General features: G+C 52.7%; 19 protein-coding genes and 1 pseudogene. 10 read left to right on the top strand and 10 right to left on the bottom strand.

Going from position 1 to position 25231, the window contains the following annotated elements:
• Positions 1-20: 20 nt before the first annotated feature.
• Entirely contained in the window at positions 21-1457 is a 1437-nt protein-coding gene (gene purB, locus Q31b_RS00990) for an adenylosuccinate lyase (protein WP_146597829.1), read from the bottom strand.
• A 162-nt stretch (positions 1458-1619) separates the two neighbouring features.
• Between purB and Q31b_RS00985 the strand changes: the two genes are divergently transcribed.
• Positions 1620-3755: a membrane or secreted protein gene (locus Q31b_RS00985; RefSeq protein WP_146597828.1), complete on the top strand. Its 2136-nt coding sequence runs from the start codon at positions 1620-1622 to the stop codon at positions 3753-3755.
• Between the two features lie 105 nt (positions 3756-3860).
• On the top strand, positions 3861-6125 hold the full coding sequence (locus Q31b_RS00980) for a ribonuclease R family protein (RefSeq protein ID WP_146597827.1): 2265 nt from the start codon (positions 3861-3863) through the stop codon (positions 6123-6125).
• A 1-nt stretch (position 6126) separates the two neighbouring features.
• Here the strand turns inward: Q31b_RS00980 and Q31b_RS00975 are convergent, their stop codons facing one another.
• Positions 6127-7098: an esterase/lipase family protein gene (locus Q31b_RS00975; protein ID WP_146597826.1), complete on the bottom strand. Its 972-nt coding sequence runs from the start codon at positions 7096-7098 to the stop codon at positions 6127-6129.
• A gap of 155 nt (positions 7099-7253) precedes the next feature.
• Positions 7254-8198 (bottom strand): GGDEF domain-containing protein, encoded by a 945-nt coding sequence (locus Q31b_RS00970; protein WP_146597825.1) that lies wholly within the window; start codon positions 8196-8198, stop codon positions 7254-7256.
• Positions 8199-8595: 397 nt separating this feature from the next.
• On the opposite strand from Q31b_RS00970, the gene Q31b_RS27755 reads away from it, so the two are divergent.
• The 4 genes from Q31b_RS27755 (at position 8596) to Q31b_RS00950 (ending at position 13629) form a co-directional block, all read left to right on the top strand.
• Entirely contained in the window at positions 8596-9405 is an 810-nt protein-coding gene (locus Q31b_RS27755; protein ID WP_197170716.1) for a hypothetical protein, read from the top strand.
• Between the two features lie 430 nt (positions 9406-9835).
• Positions 9836-10072 (top strand): DUF3311 domain-containing protein, encoded by a 237-nt coding sequence (locus tag Q31b_RS00960; RefSeq protein WP_146597824.1) that lies wholly within the window; start codon positions 9836-9838, stop codon positions 10070-10072.
• Positions 10069-11811: a sodium:solute symporter family protein gene (locus tag Q31b_RS00955; protein ID WP_390622295.1), complete on the top strand. Its 1743-nt coding sequence runs from the start codon at positions 10069-10071 to the stop codon at positions 11809-11811. The genes Q31b_RS00960 and Q31b_RS00955 overlap by 4 nt, the downstream gene beginning before the upstream one ends.
• 3 nt (positions 11812-11814) lie before the next feature.
• The gene (locus Q31b_RS00950) at positions 11815-13629 is read left to right on the top strand and encodes an SLC13 family permease (RefSeq protein ID WP_146597823.1); all 1815 of its coding nucleotides are present in this window, start codon (positions 11815-11817) and stop codon (positions 13627-13629) included.
• Between the two features lie 238 nt (positions 13630-13867).
• Here the strand turns inward: Q31b_RS00950 and Q31b_RS00945 are convergent.
• Positions 13868-14341 (bottom strand): annotated as a pseudogene (locus tag Q31b_RS00945) (transposase); the annotation flags it as partial.
• A 195-nt stretch (positions 14342-14536) separates the two neighbouring features.
• Here Q31b_RS00945 and Q31b_RS00940 point away from each other — a divergent pair.
• Positions 14537-16144 (top strand): MATE family efflux transporter, encoded by a 1608-nt coding sequence (locus Q31b_RS00940; protein WP_231617204.1) that lies wholly within the window; start codon positions 14537-14539, stop codon positions 16142-16144.
• A gap of 120 nt (positions 16145-16264) precedes the next feature.
• Positions 16265-17866, top strand: a complete 1602-nt coding sequence (locus tag Q31b_RS00935; protein ID WP_146597821.1) for a pyridoxal phosphate-dependent decarboxylase family protein — start codon at positions 16265-16267, stop codon at positions 17864-17866.
• Positions 17867-18255: 389 nt separating this feature from the next.
• Here Q31b_RS00935 and Q31b_RS00930 read toward each other — a convergent pair whose 3' ends face one another.
• Positions 18256-18447, bottom strand: a complete 192-nt coding sequence (locus Q31b_RS00930) for a hypothetical protein (protein WP_146597820.1) — start codon at positions 18445-18447, stop codon at positions 18256-18258.
• A gap of 376 nt (positions 18448-18823) precedes the next feature.
• Here Q31b_RS00930 and gdhA point away from each other — a divergent pair, with 376 nt between their 5' ends.
• Together gdhA and Q31b_RS00920 are read left to right on the top strand one after the other, a co-directional pair.
• Complete coding sequence (gdhA, locus tag Q31b_RS00925) at positions 18824-20161, top strand: NADP-specific glutamate dehydrogenase (RefSeq protein WP_146597819.1); 1338 nt, start codon at positions 18824-18826, stop codon at positions 20159-20161.
• A 44-nt stretch (positions 20162-20205) separates the two neighbouring features.
• Positions 20206-22140, top strand: coding sequence for an alkaline phosphatase (locus tag Q31b_RS00920; protein ID WP_231617203.1), 1935 nt, complete (start codon positions 20206-20208; stop codon positions 22138-22140).
• 124 nt (positions 22141-22264) lie between these two features.
• Here the strand turns inward: Q31b_RS00920 and mnhG are convergent, their stop codons facing one another.
• The 5 genes from mnhG to Q31b_RS00895 are packed head-to-tail and all read right to left on the bottom strand — an operon-like array spanning position 22265 to position 25224.
• A complete protein-coding gene (gene mnhG / locus Q31b_RS00915; RefSeq protein ID WP_146597818.1) occupies positions 22265-22630 on the bottom strand; it encodes a monovalent cation/H(+) antiporter subunit G in 366 nt (121 codons plus the stop codon).
• The gene (locus Q31b_RS00910) at positions 22627-22899 is read right to left on the bottom strand and encodes a monovalent cation/H+ antiporter complex subunit F (RefSeq protein WP_197170714.1); all 273 of its coding nucleotides are present in this window, start codon (positions 22897-22899) and stop codon (positions 22627-22629) included. The genes mnhG and Q31b_RS00910 overlap by 4 nt, the downstream gene beginning before the upstream one ends.
• A complete protein-coding gene (locus Q31b_RS00905) occupies positions 22896-23369 on the bottom strand; it encodes a Na+/H+ antiporter subunit E (RefSeq protein ID WP_146597817.1) in 474 nt (157 codons plus the stop codon). The genes Q31b_RS00910 and Q31b_RS00905 overlap by 4 nt, the downstream gene beginning before the upstream one ends.
• A complete protein-coding gene (locus tag Q31b_RS00900; RefSeq protein ID WP_197170713.1) occupies positions 23366-24880 on the bottom strand; it encodes a Na+/H+ antiporter subunit D in 1515 nt (504 codons plus the stop codon). The genes Q31b_RS00905 and Q31b_RS00900 overlap by 4 nt, the downstream gene beginning before the upstream one ends.
• Positions 24877-25224 (bottom strand): Na+/H+ antiporter subunit C, encoded by a 348-nt coding sequence (locus Q31b_RS00895; protein ID WP_146597816.1) that lies wholly within the window; start codon positions 25222-25224, stop codon positions 24877-24879. Before Q31b_RS00895 ends, Q31b_RS00900 begins: the two co-directional genes overlap by 4 nt.
• Between the last annotated feature and the right edge of the window lie 7 nt (positions 25225-25231).

Raw genomic sequence — 25231 nt, 5'->3', positions numbered from 1 at the left:
TCATGCCTGGACTCCAACCCCTAAACCGTGACCTCAACACTCAAATCGTCTTGGTCTTGGTAGCGGTTTCGGATTGGATCGATGTGTTCGGCGATAAATTCGTCGACCTGTTCGGGGGCACGACCGACAAAGTCGAGTGGATTGGTGGCCGCCTCAAGATCGACTTTCGCAAAGGCGTCGTCCGCACGCAAGCGATCCATCAAATCGTTCGCTTCACCCTCTGCCTTGACTCGGCGAGCCGCCTCGACGCTATGGACGCGAATTCGCTCGTGCAGCTCTTGCCGATCACCACCCGCGGCGACTGCCTTCATCATAATGTTTTCTGTCGCCATGAACGGAAGTTCCGCCGCCAAGTTCTTGGCAATCGTTTTGGGGTAAACCACCAATCCATCGGAAACGTTTTGCATCAGCACCAGCGATGCGTCGATCGCTAAGAAAGCTTGTGGGATCACCAATCGCCGATTCGCACTGTCGTCGAGGGTCCGTTCCATCCACTGGGTCGCCGCTGTCATCGCGGGGCTGCTCTGCAAACTCATCACGAAACGAGTTAACGCACAAATACGCTCGCTTCGCATCGGGTTGCGTTTGTAAGCCATCGCCGAACTGCCGATCTGTTTTTCTTCGAATGGTTCCTCGAGCTCTTTGCGGTTCGCCAATAGCCTCAAGTCGGTTGCCGTTTTGTGTAAACTTTGTGCGATCCCCGACAATGCGTCAAGCAATTGGCTGTCGACTTTTCGCGGATAGGTTTGTCCAGTAACCGCATACGTTTTGCCGAAGCCAATTTTTTCAGAGATCAGCGTTTCGAGTTTTCTTACCTTGTCGTGGTCGCCGCCGAACAATTGTAGAAAACTGGCCTGCGTGCCTGTCGTTCCTTTGGCGCTTCGAGCACATAGCGTGTCGATCCGGTGTTCAATTTCATGAAGATCCAAAACGAGATCGTAGATCCATAGACAGCATCGTTTTCCGACCGTCGTCGGTTGTGCGGGTTGCAGGTGGGTGAAGCCCAGGCAAGGGAGGGCTCGTTGCTCTTTTGCAAAATCGCTCATGCACAGAATGGTCGATGCCAAGCGGCGGGCGACCAAGCGAAGGCCGTCACGAATGAGAATCAGATCGGCATTGTCCGTCACGAAGCAACTGGTCGCACCCAAATGGATGATCGGTTTGGCATCGGGGCATTGTTCGCCGTAGGCTTCGACATGCGCCATCACGTCATGACGACGAATCCGCTCGAATTCTGCCGCGACGTCGAGATTTAAATCGGACTGGAATCGACGTAGCTGCTCAATTTGGAGATCCGAAACGGGCAGCCCTAGCATTTGTTCACTCTCGGCTAAAGCGATCCAGAGTTGTCGCCATGTGGCGATTCGTCGCTCAGGACCCCATAAATGGGCCATTTCGGAGGATGCGTACCGCTCAATTAAGGGGTTTTGATAAGGTCGGAAAGTCGTTTCAGGCATTCTAAATTGGTTTCTTGGCGTTTCACGGGTGAACCGGGTTCGATAACATACCGCTAATCGAGTTGGTAGCCTATCATGTCATGGCCAATTCGTTAATCGACCTCTAAAATCGGATCGGCCAATTCCTATTGGGCCCGCGAACACTTCACTATCGGACTCTGCATGAACCGCTCCCTCAGCTACAGATCGAACGAACCTTCCCTTCCCTTCCATTGCGTCGCGTCGGCCAAGCTGATATTTGCCGTTGCGATCGTTTTAGCGGCCGGTATGGCTGCTAGGACGCCCGTGGCTGCGCAGGAGGAAATTGCGGTTGTCCAGCAGGAAACGCTGGAAACGCAGGAAGCAGCCCAAGAAGTTGCTCAGGAAACCGAACCGGAAGCGGACGCAGCGGAGGACGTCGCGGAGGACGCAGCGGAGGATGTCGCGGAGGACGCAGCGGAGGATGTCGCCTATTTGCCTGCGATTCGCATCCTGCCCGACACGGTTGCTGGATTGATCCGCATGCCGAGCGTCCCCGATTTTTGCAAAGCTTGGCGAAAAACGCATTTTGGCGAGCTGATGCAGGACCCTGCCATGCAGCCATTTATCGAAGCACAACGCGACCGCGTAACGAGTTATCTCGATTCGATGGATAACCGCGTTGGCCTCAAACCCGATGATTTGTATTACATTGCGTCGGGTGAAGCGGTCGCGGCATGGTTGCCGTTCGAAAAGGACAAGCGTCGTCCCTTTTCATTGGTCGTGATCGCCGATATTCGTGGGAAACGCAAAGAGGCCGATGACGCGATGGCAACGCTTGATGCCGATTTGAAAGCAGGCGGAGCAACCCGTAGCGATGTGGAGCACGCTGGACAGAACGTTCGTGTCTATACGGTCAAACCAAAGCCTGGCCAAATCAAAATCGAACAGGTTGCTATCACACTTGATGATGCACGAATCATTGCAGCGGACCGTGATACGGTCGTTTTCGATTTGATCGACGCGGCCAATGGGGAAATGTCTGGTCAACCGATCGGCGATTTGGCTGATTTTCGGGACGTTTTGACGCGTTCCAGCCGGGCCATGCTACAACCGTTTACCGAGGGCGGCAGCACGGTAGCGGTCGAGTGGTTTGCTCATCCATTCCAAATGGGGCGGATCCTTCGCGAAGCCTTCGAGGTCGACCGGGGAACGCAGATTGATATTTTGAGTTTGCTGGAACGACAAGGCTTCGACGCCATCCGTGCTGCGGGAGGGATCGCCACGATTGCGGGTAAGAAGTATGACGTGCTACACCGAGGCTATGTGCTAGCACCACCAACAACCGAGTTGCCGAGCAAGTATGAAAAAGCAGCGAAAATGCTGCAGTTTCCCAACGGCGATCTTGGCGATTTGCCCGTTTGGATCAGCGAGGATACCGCCAGTGTTGGCCGCATTCGATTGAAGATCGAAGAGGCCTTCTTGGCAGCCGAAACGTTGGTCGATGACGCACTCGGCGATACCATCTTTAAACCAACCCTAGACGGAATTCGAGAAGATGCCGACGGCCCGCAAATTGATATTTTGAACAATGTTCTGCCTGCTCTTGGCGAAGAGGTGCTTGTGGTTGCCGATAACACGCTGCCCGCTGACGTGCAATCGGAACGGTTGCTCATCGCAATTCAAGTGACGAACCCCGATGCGATCCAAGAAGCGATCCGCAAAGCGATGGAAGTCGAACCGGATGCTAGCAAGATGGAGGTGGTGCCTGGAATCGAACTTTGGCAAGTCGAACGAGGCGAAGGCAACGATGATTTTGAAGCCGAGATTTTTGGTGATCTTGGCTTTGAGGAAGAAGAGGTGGAAGAAATCGATCCGCTGCTTGACCATTGGGCAATCGGCATGATTCCTCAAGCGAAAGGGTCGTCGCATGCGTATCTAATGTTTTCGAGTCATCCTGAATTGCTGGTCGAGACGGCGAAACGCGTTCAAAATGGCGTCCCCGGGGGCTTTGCGCAGTTGCCCGAGGTGCAGGACGTATTGTCAGCGATGCAGTCTTTAGAAGCCGATCAAGTTGCGATGGACCGTATCGGTCGATCAAAATTGGGCATCCGAGCAAAGTACGAGTTGTTCCGCCAAGGCAAACTTCGCGAAAGTGACTCTATTTTGGCAACCGTGATTCGGCGTCTGTTCAAGGAAGAAGAAGGGGTGTCTCCGGAAGATCTCGATTCTGCAAAACTTCCGCCGATCAGCCAGATCGAAAAGTATCTGCCTAATGGTGGGAACTTCACACGTTCCGAGGCTGATGGCTGGTCGATTAACGGCTTCATGCTGAAGTAGTCGGAGCTCGTGATACCAGGCGTTGGGAGGGAATAAACGGTCTGTGATGACTATATTCTCTTTATTGGGGCGACAAATGGTCATGCTTTCGTGTATCTTCTCTTTATGAATGTATCACCTGAAATAACGGATCGGCTGCTCCGTCACCTAAGCATGCCCAATTATCGACCGAGTAAACCGAAGCAGATTGCGACGGAATTAAAACTCGATGCCGACGAAACCAAAGAGCTGCGCCGAGTCGTGAAGCAATTGGTTTTAGAGGGGCGTGTGGTCTACGGGTCGAACCATTTGGTCATTCCGGCCGGGGCTTTTGAAGGGCAACCCGACCTCGTTCGCGGCACGTTTCGCCGAGCGATGGGCGGTGGTTTTGGCTTCGTTCGTCCCGGCGATCATGAAAACGAAAACGAAGTTGCCGAGCACTTATTTGTGCCGCCTGGCTCAACCATGGGGGCACTTGAAGGTGACCAAGTCGAGGTTCGGGTCCGTCCGAGCCGCAAAGGTAGTGGTGATGAAGCGGTTGTCGTCGAGATTCTCGCACGCGCTCGCCGTCAATTCACTGGCACCTTTCGAATGATCAATGGGAACGCCTCGGTCATGCTTGACGGAACTCCGTACAAGCAACCGGTCTCGGTTGGCGACGTCCGTGGTTTACCGTTGACCGAGAATGATAAAGTATTCGTCGAAATGGTCGAGTTCCCTGACGACGATGGGCGTGGTGGCGAAGCGGTTATCTTGGAACGTCTCGGCAGTAGCACGAACCCAGAAATCGATACGCTGCTAGTCATGCGGCAATACGGTTTGCCCGATGCGTTTCCTGAAAAGGTGCTCAATGAAGCTCGGGCACAAGCGGATGCTTTCAACGACTGCTCGGTCCCCGAGGAACGCAAGGATTTGACCGAGCTGTTGACGATCACGATCGATCCGTTTGACGCTCGCGATTTTGATGATGCGATCTCGCTCGAGCGAGAACAGGGACGGTGGCGGTTGTGGGTCCATATCGCCGACGTCAGTTCATTTATTCCCGAGGGTAGCGAGCTTGATACCGAAGCTCGCAATCGGGCGACGAGTGTCTATTTGCCCGATCGAGTAATACCGATGATTCCGGAAATCATCAGCAACCACTTGGCGAGTTTGCAACCTGAACAACTTCGCATGGTCAAAACCGTTGAGATTGAGATTCTTGACGATTTGACGATCACGCATACCGAGGTGCATAACGCCGTCATTCGCAGTGACAAACGTTTCAACTACGAACAGATCGATGGGTTTTTGGCCGATCCCGACAAGCATCGCGATTCCTGGGGCGAACCGATTTGTTCGCTCGTGTCGAACATGCACACCTTGGCGATGCAAATGCGTAAGGCCCGATTCAAAGCGGGCTCGCTATCGATGGACATGCCCGACATTAAATTGGTGTTTGATTCGATGGGCAAAGTCAAAGGTGCAAACCTAACGGAGAACACCGAGAGCCATCAGATTATCGAAGAGTTCATGTTGGCGGGCAATCAAGCGGTAGCAACTTGGCTAGACGATTTGGACTTGAACTTTTTGCACCGAATTCACGAACCACCGCAGCGACGAAAGTTGCGGAGTCTGCAGCTTTTTGTTCGCGACATTGGACTCGACGTGGGCACGTTAGAAAGTCGGTTTGAAATTCAAAAGGTGCTCGATTTGGTCGCAGGAACGCCGCTCGAGCAAGCGGTAAACTTCTCTGTTCTCAAGTCGATGAACAAAGCGGTCTATGGTCCGCAGCGTGAAGGGCACTACGCACTTGATATGCAGCACTATTGTCACTTCACCAGTCCCATTCGTCGGTACCCCGACTTGACCGTTCATCGCTTAATCCAAAAGTTGCTTGATAAAAAGAAGACGCCGGACGATCCATTCCCGGTATTGTTGAAGCTTGGGCATCATTGCAGCGACATGGAGCGGAACGCTCAACAAGCGGAGCGAGAATTGATCCAGCTTAAACTGTTGCATTTTCTGAAAAAGAAGGTTGGCGAGTCACTGGAAGCGGTCGTGAGCCGAGTGTTTGCCGATGGTATCGACGCGCGTTGTATCAAGTTGCCTGTTGATGGATTCTTGCCCGTCACTTCGCTACCAAAAGACCGTTATCGCTTTGAACGTCAGGGCCAGCAATTGATTGGTTATCGAGAAGGCAATCGATTTCGTCTCGGTGATTTGTTGACCGTCAAAATTGCTAAGATTGATTTGCAGGAACGCCAATTGTTTGTCGACTTTGTTAAGAACCACACCGCTAGTGGCGAATTCAAACCGACCGCCTCGAAGAAGAGCAAAAAGTCAACCTCGAAGTACAAAGCGAAACGAAAGAAAGAGCGAAGAGAAAGCAAAAAGAAGAAGAAAAAGTAGCTCAGTCCGCTTTTTGATGCGAATCCAGGAAGTCGATCGTCAACTTCCGAGCCGCTTCGTCCCTCATCAGAAAGCTATGCAGCACGGGGACGGTATGGAACACTTCGGCTCCATCGAGTTTGGCTTCCTCGATACTGACGACGAAATCGCCTGCTCCGTCGACCAGCGGGTTCTGCAGGGAAGCATCGGAGATATCACCGGCGACGATGGCAAACGGAAACGCGGGAGTGGCAAGCTTCTCTTGAAAAACTTCCCAATCACGTCCAAGTTCCAAACCGCCCTGTCCAGTGACCCAACCGTAGACACCGTTGGTTGCCAAACGGCGGGCGATCATCGCTCCTTGATTGGGAGGACCAAGCATGACCATCGCTTCACAACGTGGTAAGATCTGCTTTGGGTCTCCGTCACGATTCAGATCACCAATCATATAGCGGACAACGATGTTTCCCATGCTATGTCCGACAAAATTGAAGTGAACGTCATTCGGTAGCCCCTCAAGTAGTTCACGTAACGCAGCAGCATGCTCGGCGATCGAGGCACGGGAACTGGCGTACGAAAAACGAATGACCTGCATGTCCTCACGGTCGGCCAAGTCCTTTTCGATCGGCTTCATCGAATGATGGGTTCGCATCAAACCATGAAGCAGCACGGTTACATGCTTGGGCAAAACGGTATCCGATGGTGGGTCGGCGATTTGCTCGGCCATGTACGCGTCACATGTTTGGCGAGACCCCCAAGTGACTCGTCGGTCGGACGGGTCGAGCACTCGCCAATGCTTCGTGAGCGAGTTTTGCTGAGTTCGAAATCCTTGTTTCCATGCATGGTCGGTCCAGTGCTGGGTTCCCCCTGCGGTTTGGTTCAAGATGTTGATCGGCATGTCCAAGAAGCTCGCCTCCGAGTCGGTTTGCTGTGACAGCACCGTGTGCTGCAGCAAAATCAGATTTAATAGGATCGCGTAAGGGAAGAGACGCATGGTAGATGTTAACCAAGTGGAAGATATGGAGATGATATTGTACCCTCCATCAACAGGAGCCCGCATGCGAAAAATGATTACACTTTCTTCAGTAGGCGAGTCTCTCCGAGACTCGTAAATTTGAAATTGTCGATCTCCGTCTCGGAGAGACGGAGCTACTGTCTCCGCGCCACCTCGGGTGCACCGACTAACATCGTGCTTTTTCCATCGTGAAAATAGACTCGGTTTCGCCCGATGTTTTTAGCTGCGTAGAGTGCCTCATCGGAGCGGCGGATGAGCGGTCCGATAACGAGTTCGTCACGTGGTTCGGATACTCCGATACTGATGGTCACCGACAGTGTTTTGCTGCCGGAGCGTAATTCGAGGGCTGCCATCTTTTTTCGGACTTCGTTCATTTTTTCGGCAGCGATGCGAAGCGGGCCATCCATCAGTACGGCAAACTCTTCGCCCCCGAAACGTGCGACCATGATCGATTCTCGCAATTCATAGCGCAACGTCTTGGCGACTTCTTGGAGGACGTGATCACCGACCTGGTGTCCATGCGTATCGTTGAATGATTTAAAGTGATCGATATCGATGAGTGCCAACACGAACGATCGCCCGCCACCGCGAAAGGCCGCGAACAAGTCCTCAATTCGATTGTCGAAAGCGCGGCGATTGTAGAGACCGGTCAGTCCATCGGTGCGAGCTTCGGTGAGATAACTTTCGATTTGCTTGGTTTGTTTGTCGAGTTGGTCTTCGGCTGCATCGAGCCGCGATTGGAGCATTTCGTTGCTCTCCATAATCTGTTGCAAAAGAGCGATCACTTTGGGAGCGGACTGATCGGAGGCCAAGTTGGTAGTCGCTTCTTCGTTCAGTTTTCCCAAACGGGTTTGGTAGTCCGACACGTTACCGGAATATTCGCTAGTCCATTCCCCTAGTTCCTGCAACATTTGCAGCACACGTTGCCGTTCTTTTTGGCTAAGGGCCGATCCTGATTTGCCGTTTTTTCCACGATAGCCACGTGAGGCGGCGATTAGCATTCCGACCTTGATGCCAATGAGAAACAGAATCAACGCGAGTCCCGACCCGCCCGCCATCATTAGGGTATTTCCCAGCATGTGATCTCATTCCGTTGTGTTTGGGGAAGCGGCGTTCATATTTCCGGGTTGTCCATAAAACTGCTTGAAGAAACCAATCGTAGCGAAAATTGCCAGAAATTTCCGCGCCCCTTGATTGAAATGTTGTGTATTGAAGCAGTCTCCATCGCTGTGATGGTCTGAGCGTCGCCGATCGAGGATCCATTCGGCGCGTGAATTGGAGTCTCACTCTTGCTGCACAGGGCTTAGGATCGGTGTTTTTGGCCCAATCCTCAAGATCCTTGCTCGGTTTTGCCAGAAAATGTTTGCTCATTGGGGAGCGTATAGTTACAGTTTGAAGGGATAAATAGATAGAATTAACGACGAGTTTTCTACTTCACCACTCACAATACATTCTCCGCATAGGGTTTCAGACACGATGAAAAAGTTGTTTTTGGTGATGGCGTCCATCGCCACCTGTTCCGTTTGGCTTGCTGGCGGTGCTGCTTCCTCTCCTGCACAATCAGTCGTGATGCAATCGGCCAGTCCTCAATCAGAGGTGTTGGCGGAAATGTACGGGCAGGGTGTTCATGCCTACTACGCCGGTCGCTATCAAGACGCCGACGAATTCCTTTCGATGGCGATCAACAACGGGCTAAAAGATCCGCGAGCCTTTTACTTTCGGGGAATCGTCGCGGTTGCCAACGGGAATTCGTCTTCAGCCGAGGCCGATTGGGTGCAGGGTGCACAGATCGAAGCGGCAACGGGTAACGCTTTAGCAATCGGTCGAGCTTTGTCCCGTTTTCAAGGTCCCGAGCGAATGAAACTAGAGGAAATTCGCCAAAAAGCTCGTCTACAAGCTTTGGCTGTTGCCCATGCAAGGTCGCAACAACGATACGGTGAGATCGAATCGGCTGGCAGAGCACCCGGTTCGACGACTCGCCCTGACAATGCAATCCAACCGCCGCAAATGCCAGCAGAGGATGACAATCCGTTTTTGAATGACGATCTTGACGTCGTGTCGGGCGAGCCAAAGTTAGAATCAGATGATGCTTTTGCTGATGCTGCAAAGGGCGATCCTGCTGCGACAAATCCCATTGCCGACAATGCTCCTACCGATTCCGGTGCGGCTGACGGCGGCGCGGATCCGTTTGGCGGAGGCGGTGCTGCGGATCCATTTGGTGGAGGTGGTGCGGCCGATCCATTCGGCGGAGGCGGTGCTGACCCATTCGGCGGCGACCCCTTCTAAGCTGAGCCAAACGCTTCGATTCGTACTCGTAAGCTGGGGCTGCCGTGCTCAAAACTTGCTGTTTACGTAAAAGTTAATTTACGCATTTTTGTTCCGGGTATCCTGCTCGACGCCGTTGGCGTAGGGAACAAAAAACGAGGCAAGTTCGTGTTCTTGTGACCGTGTCGTTTGAGCACCCCCGGCTGGGTCGACCAGCGGGAGACCCGGCATTCATCGCTTACCAACCTGCAAACATCATCGCAGTTTCTTGCTGGGTCGGCGTCGCGACCGCTTCTTGACCCAGCCTACCACCCTGCCCCCCCTGCTGGCGTTTTTTGGGTTGCTACACCTGACGGGGTTCGTATGGTAGAACATTTAGACGCAATGATCTTTGATCGCTGCGCCACGCACCGTTGGCATCATCTTACCCCCAATCCTGCTGGATTTCTTTATGAAGTATTTGGTTGTCGGCCTCGTTCTCGTACTGGTCGTCTTGCATCAAGACGTTTGGAACTGGGATAATGATCGTTTGGTACTGGGATTTATCCCTTTTACGCTTGCTTACCATGCCTGCATCTCGATTGCTGCGAGCGTGGTTTGGTTATTGGCGGCGACCAAGGCGTGGCCAACCAATTTGGAAGGCGATGAAACTTCCCAGCAGCCCAATCGGGCCGGAGGTGACGCTTGATTGCGCAATTAGCCGCTGATGCAACGGACTCAGCACTACTTAGCCCTGGGATGATCAAGGTCGTGATCATCAGCGTTTACCTTGGGTTATTACTTTGTCTTGGCGTTTTCTCGTCACGATTATTCCGAGGGACATCCGAAGACTACTTACTAGCCAGTCATTCGATCGGTCCTTTTTTGCTTCTGATGTCATTGTTTGGAACGACGATGACAGGCTTTGCGCTCGTGGGATCGACGGGGGAATCGTTTGCTGAAGGGGTCGGTGTCTATGGGATGTTGGCATCCTCTTCGGGGATCATTCACTCGCTCTGTTTTTTCGTCTTAGGTGTCAAGCTTTGGTCGTGGGGGAAGAAGTATGGCTACACGACCCAAGCTGGATTCTTTCGTGATCGGCTTGACAGTGACAAGTTTGGCCTGCTTCTCGTGCCCGTTCTTGTTGCCTTGGTCGTGCCGTACCTATTGGTCGGCGTGATTTCGGCCGGCAAGGCGATTGAGGGAGCAACGCGAGGTGATTTTCTTTGGTTGATCGAAAGTGGCTACAGCGAAACGGGCGGGATTCCTCCTTGGCTGACCGGACTCGTCATTTGCGTCGTCGTCTTGGTCTACGTCTTTTTCGGCGGGATGCGTGGAACGGCTTGGGCTAACACCTTTCAAACCTTGGTCTTCATGATTTTGGGGATCGTCGCGTTTTACTTGATCGCCACCAGTTTGGCGGAAAAAGCGGTCGCGGATGGTCGTGCCCACCAAATCGTTGACGGGGAAAGGATCGTTCGTACCGATCCGCCGACAGGCCTTTGGGACTCCTTACACATTGTCAGCCAAGAGATTCCCAAGGCGCGACGTGTGCGAGCCGAAGTGGGGCTCGAAAATCAAATTGAATCGGTGGAGGCACCACCTCAATTTCGCACTCGCGAGCGACTTGACCCCTGGATGTTTTTTACCTACATGCTGATCCCTTTTTCGGTTGGTATGTTTCCCCATCTGTTCCAGCATTGGTTAACCGCAAAAAGCGCGAAAGCATTTAAGTTGTCGATCGTGGTTCATCCCGTCTTCATCTTGATCGTTTGGGTGCCCTGTGTCTTGATTGGTGTTTGGGCAACGACAGGACTAATCAACATTCCACCGCCCGTCGCCGGTGACCCGAACAAGGTGCTTGGATTTATGGTCAAGTCGCTATCGGGTGATGTGCTCGGCGGATTTTTGTTAGCAGGGATTTTAGCGGCAATCATGTCGAGTCTTGATAGCCAGTTTTTGTGCATTGGGACGATGTTCACCAGTGATATCGTGGTCCATTACGGTGGCAAAAACCGGTTTTCGGATCGCCAGATCGTTTTGATCTCTCGATGTTTCATTGTCGCGGTTGTCACGGTGACCTACTTTTTAAGTTTGACCGATATTGCTCAAACCAGAGTTTTTCAACTTGGGATTTGGTGCTTTAGCGGCTTCAGTAGTCTGTTTCCGTTGGCCTTCTTGGCGGTCTATTGGCGCGGGTTGTCGAAATGGGGAGCGTACGCAGGGCTGATTACAGCTGCGTCCGTTTGGTTTGCCCTCTTTTACGCCTCTGAATTCGGAGCGATCGACAATTGGTCGGTCGATCTAACGATTGGCGAGCGAACGATTCAAACCATGCCAGTCGCCACGATCTTTTTGGCAACGATCGTTTCCACGGTCGTCGTATCGCTGATCACGCCGAAACCCAATCCGACAACCTTGGCAAAATTCTTTCCGGTGAAGGGATAGCCGATGGGAGTTGCTTGGGACGCTTTTGTGCTGAACTGGGAAGCGTGGTTGACGATCGCTGTGGCGGTAGGGCTTCTGGGAAGCTTGGCCATGCGGTTGGCAGCTACCGATGTATTGGCATTGAGCTGCCTGGGCGTCTTGATGTTCGCTCAGAATATGAGTGGTTCGCTGAAACTACCCAATCCTGAACAGGCGTTTTCGGGTTTTGGTGATCGCGGCTTGATCACGGTCGCTCTATTGTTTGCCGTTGTCGCTGGATTAGAGTTCACGGGGGGGACAGAATTAGCGACAAGTTGGTTACTGAATCGAGCGAAACGTTTGTTGGATGCCCAGGTGCGATTGTTGGTTCCTGTCGCAGCCGTTAGCGGTTTTTTGAATAACACACCCGTTGTCGCTGCATTGTTGCCCGTTGTGGGTGATTTAAGCAAACGAATTAGCGTTAGCAGCAGCCGGTTGTTATTGCCTCTATCGTATGCTGCGATCCTTGGTGGCATGTGTACGGTGATGGGGACGAGCACCAACTTGGTGGTCAAGAATCAGTACGAGCAAATCAGTGGCGTGCCGATGAGCTTCTTTGCTCCCGCTGCGATTGGTATTCCGGCAACGATCGCGGGAATTGTCTACATCATCGGTTGCTCGGGATGGTTAATCCCCGAACGCAGGCCAGCGGTCAGCGCTTCGGAAGACCCTCGTCAATACACGGTGGAAATGCAAGTTGACCCCCACGGTCCGCTGGTGGGCCGCACGATCGAAGATGCGGGGTTGAGGCACCTGCCGGGCTTGTATGTGGCTGAGATTCAGCGTAGCGAAGGGGTGATTGCCGCTGCGAAACCGAACGAAATCCTTCGCGCCGATGATGCATTGATCTTGGTCGGTGAACTTGATAGCGTCGTCGATATGCGGAAGATTCGTGGATTGACGATCCCCGATGACCAAGCTCGAAAGTTACAAGTCCCCACCTGGCAGCGAACGCTTGTCGAAGCCGTCGTCAGTTCGCGATGCGCCTTGTTGGGCAAAACGATTCGGGAAGGTAGTTTTCGTTCTCACTACAATGCCGCGGTCGTCGCCGTTGCTCGTGGTGGTCGACGGTTGTCGGGAAAGATTGGTGACGTGAGTTTGGAAGTGGGGGACGTGCTTTTGCTTGAGGCGTCGCCATCATTTTTGCATCGCCGCCGCCAATCACGCGACTTCTTTTTGGTCAGTACCGTGGAACGGGGGGCGGTGCGACGTCCCGAGTTGGCTTGGATTTCACTGGCCGTTCTATTGGCCATGGTCATTGCGGCAACGTTGACGCGAATTTCAATATCGACGTCGGCACTGATCGCAGCGTTGGCAATGATCGGATTTCGCTGCTGCACGACGAGCGAGGCAAGACGTAGTGTCGACTGGTCCGTGTTGATCGTCATCGGCGCCGCGATCGGGATCGGCAAAGCACTCGACCAAAGCGGTGCGGCCGCTGGAATTGCGGGCGAAATCCTAAGTCTCGCTGGCGGTAAACCGCTCGCGTCATTAGCTGCCATCTTTTTGGCGACCATGATTTGTACCGAATTGATTACCAACAACGCTGCCGCGCTACTGATGTTTTCGATCGCTTGGCAAACCGCCGGTCGTTTGGATGTCGACCCCATGCCGTTCATCATCGCCGTCATGATTGCCGCATCGGCCAGCTTCTTGACTCCGTTCGGTTATCAAACCAACACGATGGTCTACAGCATCGGTGGGTATCGGTTTTCGGACTACATTCGCTTCGGCTTGCCGTTAAGTTTGATCGTGTTCGCGATTTCCATGCTATTGATTCCAATCTTCTATCCGTTTTGATGACCTCGTTATGTCAAATTTGGAAACAGCATCGACAGGTCCGATTGCAGAGACGCACGATAGCCACCTCACAGAATGAAGTAAGCGAATTGCAGGAATGCATAGGGGGCAGGAATGCATAGGGACAGCGACGGGCTTACGTTTGGTCAATACGGATTCGGAAAAAAATTCCGAATTCGTTTGTGAAGAGCCCAGCGTGATTGGGTGCCAGCCCTGAACCCCCCGAGATTTTTCAAGGCATGGCAACTTTCGACTCTTTGCCTTTGCTGTTGAGGTGCGTGTCGTACGCTTTCCGAACCGCGCCCGGGCGGATGCCTACCACCGCCGCGATGTAAAGCACGCGACGAACCTTGCCGCGACCTCGGCCGATGAAACGTTTGCCTGATTTGCTGCCTGAATCTCGATGGATCGGGGCGACACGGACTCGCTTGGCGATCTGCTTGCGGTTGGGCTTGCCGAGTTCCGGTAGCGATGTGATCCGCGTCGAAATAAGGACGGGACCGACACACTTGATCGAACCGAGGATCTCGATGATGCGATTGTTTTCTTGATCGACCTTGAGCATCTTCGCCAGTTGGGAATCAATCTGTTTTAGCTGCTTTTTCAAGCATTCCAGCACGACACGGATGCTCTCTTTGGCGTCCTCGCCCCAGGTTTGCTTCAGGCGGTTGTTCTCTTGGTTGATCAACCCGAGCAACTGATTACGACGACGCGTTCGTTGTCGTTTGCGTTTGAGCGACTTGCTGAACTCTTGGGTATCCTCCTCGGTGTTGGTCCGGTGGATGAATGCTTTGGTATCGGGGCGATACACATCGAGTTTCGCTTTGGAATTGTCGACTCCGATCTTCCTACCGCTCTCAAACGCTGGCCGCACCGGCAAACCGCCAATGCACGTTAATCGACGCTAATGAGATCATTCGAACCGGGACGCCCATTCTTGATTAGCGTTCATCAGCGTCGATTAGCGGTTTCAAGTTTCTGCACAGGCACCATGATCTTCGGTTTTCAACCGGAGCACACGAGAAGTCACCAGAGTTTGTGCCTGAGGAAAGGGAAATGGCGTGTCCATCCCTTTGAGCAAATGCGAACAATTCGCTACGCTTCTGCGATGACATCCGATTCTTCTGAGCCAACTCAACGACCCGACCACCCACGCGATCATTCCGGTGACTCGTTAGGTCGGATTGTCGGCGAACTATTGACGGTTGCGATTCCGTTGATGGTCAGTGCGGGTACGTTTTCGTTGGTCTTATTCGCCGATCGGACACTGCTGCTCTGGTATGACGGTGCCTCGATGGGCGCGGCGATGGCAGGTGGTAACTTCTTTTGGGTGGCAATCTGTTTGCCCGTTGGCATTGCGTCGATGACGGGTGCGATCATTAGCCAGTATGTAGGAGCGGGAGAGGACCACAGAATTGGACGGTTTTTGTGGCAATCGGTTTGGTTGGCTTTGCTCTCTGTACCTCTATTTGGGCTGATCGCCTATCTGGCACCGACACTGTTTCGGCTCTGCGAGCAACCGGAGAGTTTAATCGCAGCGGAAGCGACCTATTTGCGTTGGTTGCTGGTCGGTGCCGTGGGGGCGGTGTTAGAAAATGCACTGAGTGGATTTTTTAGCGGCACCGAACGGACCCGAATCATTATGTGGGTTAGCTTGATATCGGGGCTGATCAACATTTTGTTGGACGTCGTTCTCATCTTCGGCCTTGGTCCGATTCCCGATCTGGGGATTGCAGGTGCGGGGATCGCCAGTTCCGTGGCGTTTTGGTTCAAGGCAATTTGCTTTGCGGTGTTGATTTTGAAGTATGATTCAGGTGGCCGCTATCAAGTCAAAAGTAGTTTTGGTTTCAGTCAGTTGCTCGTTAAGAAGCTATTGTTTTATGGGTTCCCCAGCGGATTGATGTTTCTCACCGAATCGGCTGGCTTTACCGCAATCGTGCTTCGCATCGGTCGCCTCGGCGACATTCCCCTGAGGGCGACGACGATGGCGATCAATTTCAATATGGTCGCTTTCATTCCATTGGTCGGTGTCTCGATTGCTGCGTCGGTATTGGTCGGGCGACACCTTGTGGAAACCGGGCCAAAGCGAGCGATCAAGAGTGTCTATGCAGCACTCGGGATCGGGTGGATCTATTCGGTGGTTTGGTGTGTCGGGTATCTCTTTTTACCCGATTTGATGATGGATCTTTACAAGCTTGATACCCCCAGTGCCGAGTCGGCCGAGGCGATCACGATTGCTCGTGGCTTATTGAAGTTTGTCGCGATCTATGTCGTCGTGGATGCGACGCAGTTAATCATTGCCGGAGCACTTCGTGGAGCGGGGGATACATGGTTCGTGCTAGGGACGGGTTTGGTGACATCGGTTGTCGCGTTTACGATTGGCGTGGGCTTCGAGCCGGTCGATAATCGTTTGAATTGGTGGTGGTGGATGATTACACTGTGGGTGTGGATGTTGGCAACGTTCATGGCTGCACGGTTTGTGCGAGGCAAATGGAAAGAGATGCGAATGGTGTGATGTTATCGCCGGGGGAGGCGTCTTGGTGCGGCGAAATATCATCAAACTCACTTTTGCCCCTCCCACGCTTTTCACCCTCCACTTTTTACTTTACCACTTCTCACAAAAGCTTCCTGCTCGATGGACCAAGCCGCACTGAAGAAACTGACCGATACGTTTTTTACGTTCGATCGCGAGTCGATTCTGCAGATCTTTGACGAATTTTTATCGGCAATGGAAGCCGAATCGCATTTGCCGCCCGGTAGCCTGATGAGCCGAAACTATGAAACGGCTCAAGCCAACCCCGAAATTCACACGTTGCCGGGTAATTTGAAAGATGCTCGCGATGCAATCTTTCCGTATTTTTGGGGCACCGATGGCTGGCAATCTCGCCTACATCTCGAAAACGTAAAGGGCCCTGCCAATAACGCCTCGCTGATCGGGGCGCTAGCGTGTCTGCTCAAAAATCCAAACCTGTGCGTCGACACCTATTGTTTGCGCAGCAATGAATTGGAAGTCAAAGCGATCACGGCTTTGGCCAATTTGATTTTCTACCACACCGACTCGCCTTGGGGCGTGTTCACAATGGGTGGCACCATCTCGAATTTGTATGGAGGCAAATTGGGAATCGAAAAGGTAGCACCCGCAACGATGCAGAAAGGACTGGCAGGAGAACCGATTTCGGGAATCGTGTCGGAAACCGGCCACTATTCCAACGCTACCCTTGCTGGATGGCTTGGGATGGGGACCGAGAATCTGCACACTGTCGCAACCGATAATCAATTTTCGATGCGATTGGACTTGTTAGCGGAGAAAATTGACTGGCTATACGACAATGGTCGCAAAATTGCATTCGTGATCGCAACGTTCGGAAGTACCGACGCATACGGTATCGATGACATCCGCGGCATCCGCGAACTGATTAGGCGAAAAGCAGCTGAGCGAGGGGTTGCCGAGCCACATCTTCATGTTGATGCAGCTGTCGGATGGGTCAGTTCGTTTTTGGCGGAATACGATATCGAAACCAATCGGCTACAGGTCGAACACGATACTTTGCAAGCGATCGGTCGTTTGAAGAGGGCCACCGAAGGTTTTGCGTTTGCTGACTCTGTCACGATCGATTTTCACAAAATGGGTTGGGGGCATTATCCGTCGAGCGCCTTTATTGTGAATCGCCGCGAGGACTTGGGGCGGTTGCTACGAAGTGTCGACCAAATGCCATACTTCTGTGAGGCGGATTGCAGGCATGATCCCGCCCTCTTTACGCTCGAATGCTCACGCCCTGGGCTAGGTCCCTACGCCGTCATGGCATCGCTTAACGGGATTGGACTTCAGGGCTATCAGACGTTGGTTGCCAATGCGATGCAAATGGCGATCAAATTAAAAAAGGCAATTTCGGAACTGGAGTACTGCAAGGTTCTCAACATGGACACGATCGGTCCGTCGGTTCTATTTTGGGTTTTGCCGCGGGGCCGTGATGCCAACGCGATTTACGAGCGATTGGAGAGGGGGGAACTTTCGCCCAATGAGGTCGAAAGAACATTGTTTGAGGTGCATCGGATGTATGAGAAACGCGAGGCAACGCTTCAACCAGCGGTCGATGCAAAGCTTAGTTACACTCAGTCGACCGGCTACAAACCGCATGGAATTGCGATCCCGGCTTGGAAAGCTGCGTTTTTCAATCCGAAGTCAGACGAAGCCGTCATTGCGCAAGTGGTCGAAAGCATCGAGCGGGTGGCTTGATAGCGTGCGAGTTCAACGTAGCCTGGTCTTCGAGTCAGGGGCGTAGCGGTCCTCTGGCTTGAGGCCTCGTGCTTTGTCCAGATTAAACATGAGAACATGAGGGTGAGGCTTGCAGGCTGTCGATTTAATCGTTTAACGCTTAGCCGAAGGCGTCAGCTTTTCCATAAGCGGTCGCCTATGGCTTGGCGTTAAACAGTAAGTCGAGTCAATCGCATCGAGTCGGCCATTGTATCGAGTCGGACCCATGCGGGTCGGGCATTGGCGGTGGCAAACGCCTAGTGCATTTTGATTTTTGACGTGGCTGGGGCTTCCAGTCCCAGTTGAGAAGAACGCTGTGGCTAGAAGCCACAGCCACGAAACACGCAGCCTACGGCATTCTGCAAAATACTCTAGCGGCTGGAATCCAACAGGATGTTACTCAAATCCGCGACAAGACTGGCGTTCGATTCATTGCTGTTGTTCATGGCAATGGGTTGTCGGTTGTTGGATTCACACGTTGGCGTTTGCGGTACTTCAACGGTAAATACCAGACCATGATTCGTTTGGACGGTCACAAAACAGGTTTTTATTTCGTTTGACACGATCGTGCTCTTGCGGTTTCTACGGGGTGTTACGCGCTGTCAATAACGATTGAAAGCCAACAGCAATTGCAAACCTCGTTCCACAAGGAAACGGATCTTGGTTGCAAGGGACCAGCGGCAGCGTCTCGAGCCTGTAATGAAAACCGACAAGCTGGGTTGACACTCGCGTCACGCTGGCTTGACGTCTTCTTAGGACGTGTCTCGTTGAAGTCGAGGCTGAAGCCAATCTTTTAGGTTGAACGTGGGCGGATGGTCGCCGAAAATCGACCCCTCAAAGTAAGCAGGAAGTCTCCACGACAAATGGTATGCCGATTGCTTTCCCGCTTCGCAGCTATTGATAGAATTTGCACCGCATGACGAGACAGCCAGAAACACAATGGATGAGAAGCTAGAACCAGCACTTCATAATATTCAGCAACGCAACATCGGTGAAACGGAGTTCATCCAGGCGGTAAAAGAGGTGCTGCATTGCATGGGGCCCGTGCTTTCAAAGTACCCTGAGTTTACCGAACAGAAGATCATCGAACGCATTTGTGAACCAGAACGACAAATCATTTTCCGCGTGCCGTGGCAAGATGATCGAGGTGAAGTCCAAATCAACCGTGGCTTTCGCGTCCAATTCAATAGTGTGCTCGGACCCTACAAGGGAGGGCTGCGATTCCACCCATCGGTGAACCTTTCCATCATCAAGTTTTTGGGTTTCGAACAAATCTTCAAGAATGCGCTAACGGGGATGCCGATCGGAGGGGCGAAAGGCGGTAGCGACTTTGATCCCAAGGGTCACAGTGACAATGAGGTCATGCGGTTTTGTCAAAGCTTCATGATGGAACTCAATCGCCACATCGGCGAATATACCGACGTACCTGCGGGGGACATCGGTGTCGGCAAGCGAGAAATCGGTTACCTGTTCGGTCAATACAAGCGGATTCGTAATCGCTATGAATCAGGTGTGCTGACCGGGAAGGGGCTTAGCTACGGCGGAGCGTTGGTGCGCACCGAAGCAACCGGTTACGGACTTGTCTACTTCGTGCGAGAGATGTTGGCGGCACGCCGCGATACGCTTGAAGGCAAAACGTGCGTGGTTTCGGGGGCCGGGAATGTGGCGATCTACGCCATCGAAAAAGTGACCCAATTGGGTGGGCGAGTGGTTGCCTGCAGCGATTCCGATGGAGTGATCTACGACGATCGAGGGATCGATCTCGACACGCTGAAGCAGGTGAAGGAAGTCGACAGGAGTCGGATCCATCGGTATTGCGAGTTGCAAAAACACGCTCGTTACCGAGAGAATGGCAACATTTGGCAAATCAAATGCGATGTGGCTTTGCCCTGTGCGACTCAAAACGAGTTGACAGGAAAAGATGCGGCAACGCTTGTGAATAATGGTTGTATCGTCGTTGCCGAAGGTGCGAACATGCCGACGACGCCGGAAGGGATCGAAGTGTTTGGCGAGTCGAAAATTTCCTACGCACCTGGCAAGGCCGCCAATGCAGGGGGGGTGGCGACGAGCGCACTTGAGATGCAGCAGAATGCATCGCGGGATGCATGGACCTTCGAGTTCACCGAACACAAGCTCGCTCAAATCATGAAGGACATTCATGACCGCTGCCTTGAGACGGCGGACGAGTTTGGCGTTCCGGGGAACTACGCTCGCGGAGCCAACATCGCAGGTTTCGTCAGTGTTGCAAAGGCAATGGAATCGTTGGGGCTGATCTAAGATAGGCTCCACGCCAGGACGTCTTTTGTTTTCGGCTTGCGGCATTGGCTCCGCTTGCGGCATTGGCTCCGCTTGCGGCATTGGCTCCGCTTGCGTCGTTGGCTCCGCTTGCGGCATTGGCTCCGCTTGCGGCATTGGCTCCGCTTGCGGCATTGGCTCCGCTTGCGGCATTGGCTCCGCTTGCGGCATTGGCTCAGTCGAATGCTAGAAAAGCGGTTCCCAACCGGCATGCCGAGAATCAAGATAAAAGCGCTGGATCAAAAACACGTCGCTTAAAATTTAGTTACAATGTTAAGAAGTCGTCCCACCTTCCATCTACCACCCACATGATCAATCAAATGCAAACTAAATCGATTGGCCGGAATTTCTTTTTCTTAACCACGTTTGTTGGCTTAGCGATTGCCAACGTCGTCGCATCTGGCGAGGCTCCCGATGTGATCGCGCAATTGCAAGCGGATGCAGCCAGTTCACGTCAGGCCGATTGGGGGCATTGGGGGCCCAATGCGGAGACTTACTCAAGCTGGAAGACCCATAGCAATCGTCTGATCCCGATTTATACCTACGGCATCGACGTCAAGACGGTTAGCGGTGAGAACAGTGTGTATCGCAACGCCGACTCGATTGAGAAACTGTATGGCTATCTTCCAGAGAAGACAACGAATCCAAATGCAGATTACTTTGACGAGACCGATGTGTATGCGTTACAGAAATCGGCAGTCGAAGCGGGTAAGAAACGGGTGATCCTGTTTATCTTTGACGGTATGGATTGGCAGACGACTCAGGCCGCTGCCGTTGCAAAGTCGCAAGCGGTCACTTATCACGAAGGTCGCGGCCAGGGTCTGTCTTTTCTCGATTATCGCGGTACAACGACTGACTTTGGTTACTTTGTTACCAGTCCTCATAACAGTGGTACTGCGTTCAACGTCGACAAGCAGAAGGTCACGACGCCGGGTGGCAAAACACGTGGCGGCTACGATAGCGAACTTTGTGGTGATACGCCTTGGGGACCGGTCACTGATCCTGATTATCCCACCGGTAAGAGTAAGATAACAAAGCATGCTTTTACGGACTCCTCGGCTTCAGGCACGTCGTTGATGTCAGGCATTAAAACCTACAACGGTGCGCTCAACGTCGATCCGAATGGAGCCGAAGCAGTGCCAATCGCTAGAACCCTTCAGGAGCAAGGTTTTGCGGTTGGTGTTGTCACCGATGTTCCCTTCAGTCACGCAACGCCATCTTGCGCGTATGCGAATAATGTGACTCGAAATGATTACCAAGACCTAGCTCGTGACCTCGTCGGACGTCCGTCCATTTTCCATCCTGACGGTTTGCCAGGTGTGGATGTCCTGATGGGTGCTGGTTGGGGGGTTCAAAGCAAGAAAGATGCGGCTCAAGGCGAAAACTTCGTCGCGGGAAATAAGTACATCGCTGCGGATGATCTTGCCGCGATCAATGTTGCCAACGGTGGGAAGTATGTCGTTGCTGAGCGGACCGCGGGTGTCGACGGTAGCAAGCTTCTCGATGCAGCCGTCGAGCAGGCCAGAGCGGGTAACCATCGACTATTCGGTTGCTTTGGTGTGCAGGGTGGGCATCTTCCTTACCGAACGGCGGATGGCAATTACGATCCCGTGATCAGCGTCGGCAATCCGAAGCCCGCTAAGGCGGAAGTCTACAGCGAGGCAGACGTGTCTGAAAACGTGACATTGCGAGAGATGTCACTTGCAGCGATCAACGTACTCGATTCACGCTCGGACCGTTGGTGGCTGATGGTTGAGGCAGGCGATGTTGATAAAGCAAACCACGCTAATAACATCGATAACTCGATTGGTGCGGTCCTTAGCGGCGACGATGCCTTTGAAGGTATGGTGTCGTGGATCGAGCAGCACGGCGGTTGGGAAGAGACCGCGCTAATCGTGACTGCCGATCACGGGCATTACTTTCATCTCGTTCGTCCTGAGGCACTCATAGCCAATCCTTAAACGGAATCGCGTCGCAATTGCTCGGCTGTGCGAGGTGACAGCATGCCGATCGGGATTGTTGTCGAGTTTGAGAGCAAATTCAATCAAGTGTCGGTTGCCTTCGCCTGTTTTTCCGCTAAGCAGCTCATGTCTGGTTTTTGCCAGACTTGATCCGAATGGCGTGGCGATCTTCGCTTGGCGGCACTTCTTCGACAATGGTCCCTGGCCACATCGCGACCTTGTCGCGATACGCGGCTCGGCCGATCATGTGTGCCGCAACGGGAGCGGTCAAGAATAGAAAGCCAACAATCAGAATCGCAGCCGTGGTTGTACCCATATTTTCGAACTCGATCGCTGCAGCCAAAATCGTACACCCGACGCCTAATGTCGCACACTTTGTCGACCCATGCATTCGAGTGTACAAGTCAGGCATTCGCAAAATTGCAATCGATGCCAAAAGGGCAAACGAGGTTCCGATCACGAGCAAGACAACGACGATTCCCTCTATCATGGTTGTTGCTCCTGTTGCAGATACCAACAAAATCCCATCGTCCCAATAAAGCTAAACAACGCGACGACCATCGCGACGTAAAGAAACACTTCATTGCCCGTCTGAATCGAACTGATGGTCGTCAGCCCAACCAGCAGCGTCGCAATTAAATCCAACGCTACCACTCGATCATGTAGCGTCGGCCCTTTGATGAGCCGTAGGAATGCTAGGCCGACGCCGAGCACCAAGGCGATCATCGCTATCGAGCATGTGTAAGAAACCATCGTCATCGCATTAGCTCCAACAAGCGACGCTCGAATCCGTTTTTGATGCTGTCGCGAAACTCATCCACATCATCCACAAACATCGCATGGACGTACAGGTAGCGTTTGTCTTCGGAAACGTCCAAGCTAAGCGTCCCAGGCGTCAAGGTGATGAAATTTGCCAATAACGTAATCTCTTCGTCGGTTTTGGCGTCCAGTGGGATCGTGACGATTCCTGGACGCATGTAAAGGTGTGGAGTCACCACGTCGTAAGCGACCCGTAAATTCGATAGCACCAATTGCCACAAAAAGTAACCCACGAACCGAATCGCGGACGAAAGGCGACCGAAGTAGCGTGTCGGTGGCATGATCGACTGAGTCAACCATAACACGAAATAGCTAAGTGCAAATCCCAGTATTAAATTGGGCAACGACAATTCGCCACTCGCCAAAGCCCAGACGAAGGCAAAGAAAATGTTCAACAAAAAACGACTCATCGTGCGTCCTCTCCCAACACCGAATTGATATAAAAATCAGGGTTCAAAAGTTGTTCGGCGGCTTCGATCGAGAGGTTCATGACTGGCGCTGCCATGACGCCGATCCCAATCGTAATCGCAGCTAGCATCACCGTGGGTGAATACAGGCTGATACGTTCTTGCCGTGTCAATGCATTCTTGGACCACTGCTCAAGGGGATCGGAAACGGGCGACCTTTTCCAAAAAGATTCGGACCAAATTTTTGTCATGGAGAACAGCGTCAATAGACTGACCCCTAGTGCAGTGATCACGATCGCATACGACTCCGCATCCAAACCGGAACGAATCAGTGTTAGTTTTGCAAAGAAGCCCGAAAGCGGCGGGATACCAGCCAGCGACATCGCGGAGATGAAAAACAATACCGAAAGCAACGGCGCGGTTCGAAACAATCCGCCAACTCGATCCAACCGACCGCTGCCAAGTCGGTGTTCAATGATGCCACCGATCAAAAACAAATTCGTTTTTACGACGATGTGATGAATGATGTAGAAGATGGAACCTGCTAGTGCAAGCGTCGTATTGATCGCCAGTCCCATTAGCATGTAACCAATCTGGCTGACGATATGAAACGACAAAATCCGCCGAATTTCATTCTGAGCCATCGCACCGAGAACGCCTGTGACCATTGTCAAAGCGGCAACGACCAACAGCAACGTGTGTGTGAATTCAGTATCTTCTACAAACAATAGCGTGAAGGCACGAATCAACGCGTAGACGCCCACTTTGGTTAACAGTCCCGCAAAGATCGCCGACACGGCCGCAGGCGGCGTATGGTAGGAAGCAGGCAGCCAAAAGAATAGGGGAAACACTGCTGCTTTTGTACCAAACGCAATGAGAAACAACATTGACAAGGCACTGGCAATATCGGCATCGTGAAAGCTCCGTAGCTTCAACGCGACATCGGCCATGTTCAATGTCCCCATCGCAGCATACAAAACGCCAATCGCTGCCAAGAAGACTGCCGAGGAAATCAGGTTGAGCGTGACGTACTTGATCGCCCCTTCGAGTTGCGCCCGTTCGCCCCCGAGTGCCATCAATACGAACGAGGAGATTAGCATGACTTCGAACCAGACATACAAATTGAACAGATCCCCCGTTAGAAATGCACCGCACACGCCCATCAACAGCAGATGGAACACGGGATAGAAACCGAAATCCGCTCGTGCATCGTCGATCATTCGGAACGCATAGATGGACACCGCCACCCCCATCACGCTGGCGAGCATGACCATTATGCTGCTCAGTAGATCGGCGACCAGCGTGATCCCAAACGGTGCAGGCCAATCTCCCACATTGAGCACCAAGATACCATGCTCGCGAACGGCAATCAGCAGTGTGGTAGCCGCAACGAGCGACAACAGCGAACCGGCAACGCCCAATACTCTTTGAATACGCAACGATTTCCAAGCCAATAGCAGTATCGCCATCGTCGCCAGCGGGATCACAATTGGAAAGATCAACAACAGGTTCATTGATCGGTTGCCTTCAGTTGATGCAAATCGTCCGTTTCAACCGTTTGCACAGCACGGTAGATCAGCACCAAAGCAAACGCCAGGACTGCAAAACTAATCACAATCGCTGTCAAAATCAGTGCTTGCGGCAGTGGATCGGCAACCAATCCGAACGGCACCGTTTCGCCTTCAGGCACCAAGGGTGGTCGTCCACGCACAACACCACCCGCTGTGAACAACAGCAGGTTGGCGGCATGGCTAAGTAACCCCAGCCCGACGAGAAGTTTCACAACACTGCGCCGGAGCATCATGTAAATCCCAGCGGCATAAAGACCACCAACCGTGATTGCTAAAACAATATCCAAAAAAGGT

Origin of the sequence: Novipirellula aureliae, from assembly GCF_007860185.1 — a bacterium.
GTDB classification, from domain to species: Bacteria; Planctomycetota; Planctomycetia; order Pirellulales; family Pirellulaceae; genus Novipirellula_A; species Novipirellula_A aureliae.
This window is presented reverse-complemented; position numbering and strand designations above follow the sequence as displayed.